Raw genomic sequence first — 1,205 nt, forward strand, 5'->3', positions numbered from 1 at the left:
GTGCAGCACCCAGGCGGTGCGCTCGGCGGGGGTGAGGTGCTCCAGCAGCACCAGGAGGGCGTAGCCGACGGTCTCCGAGCGCACCGCCTCCTCCGCCGGGTCGGCCGGGGCGGGTGCGGCGAGCCCACCGGGCAGCGGTGCCAGGACGGGTTCGGGCAGCCACGGCCCGACGTAGGTCTCGCGCCGGCGCCGGGCGCTGCGCAGCACGTCGAGGGCGCGGCGCGACACCGCGACCGTGCACCAGGCCGCGACGTCGGCCACGTCCTGCTCGCGGGCCGTCGCGGCCAGCCGCAGCCAGGTGTCCTGCACCACGTCCTGCGCCTCGCCGCGCTCACCCAGCACGGCGTGGGCGATGCGCTCCAGCCGGGGCCGGGCGGCCTCGAAGGCCCCCGCCAGCTCGTCCACCGTCTCGTCCGTCGTCTCGTCCGTCGTCTCGTCCGTCGTCTCGTCCGTCGTCGAGGTCCGCACGGCCCCATCGAACCGCGTCCCGGCGGCACGTCACACACCCGGCCCCCGTCTCGTCCTCCCCCCGGCGGGCCCGGCACGAGGACCGGGCCGCGGACGGGAGGGAGACGCTCATGCGCATCGTGGTGCTGGGTGGTGCGGGCGTGCTGGGCCGGCACGTCGTGGCGGAGCTGGCCGGGCGGGGGCACGAGGCGGTGGCGGTCAGCCGCGCCACCGGTGTGGACGCGGTGACCGGTATGGGGCTGGACGCGGCGCTGGAGGGCGCGGCGGCGGTCGTCGACGCGTCGAGCACGAACACCACCCGGGCGTCGGCGGCGGTGGGGTTCTTCACGCGCGTCACGGAGAACGTGCTGGCCGCGGGGGTGCGCGCCGGGGTCGGGCACCACGTGGTCGTCTCGATCGTGGGCGTCGACCGGGTGCCGCTGGGGTACTACGCGGGCAAGCTGGCGCAGGAGCGGGTGGCGCTGGCGGGCCCGGTGCCGGCCAGCGTGCTGCGCGCCACGCAGTTCCACGAGTTCCCGGGGCAGATGCTGGAACGCACCCGGCTCGGGCGGCTGGCCTTCGTGCCCGCCGGCCCGGGCCAGCCGGTGGCGGCGCGGGAGGTGGCCGCCGCGCTGGCGGACCTGGCCGCCGGGGACCCCGTGGGCAGGGCCCCGGACCTGGCCGGGCCGCGCCCGGAGCAGCTCGTGGACCTCGCGCGCCGGGTCGCGGCCACCCGCTCGCCGCGGCTGCGGGTGGTC

Annotated in this window: 2 protein-coding genes; one reads left to right on the forward strand and one right to left on the reverse strand. The window is 78.4% G+C overall.

The features are described 5' to 3' along the window. On the reverse strand, positions 1 to 468 hold a 468-nt coding region (locus tag ABEB16_RS20800), incomplete at its 3' end, for a sigma factor (protein ID WP_345714091.1). A gap of 110 nt (positions 469 to 578) precedes the next feature. Here ABEB16_RS20800 and ABEB16_RS20805 point away from each other — a divergent pair. Next, the coding region (locus ABEB16_RS20805; RefSeq protein WP_345714092.1) for an SDR family oxidoreductase at positions 579 to 1,205 on the forward strand (627 nt) is incomplete at its 3' end.

Source organism: Kineococcus glutinatus, from assembly GCF_039542765.1.
Classification (GTDB): Bacteria; Actinomycetota; Actinomycetes; order Actinomycetales; family Kineococcaceae; genus Kineococcus_A; species Kineococcus_A glutinatus.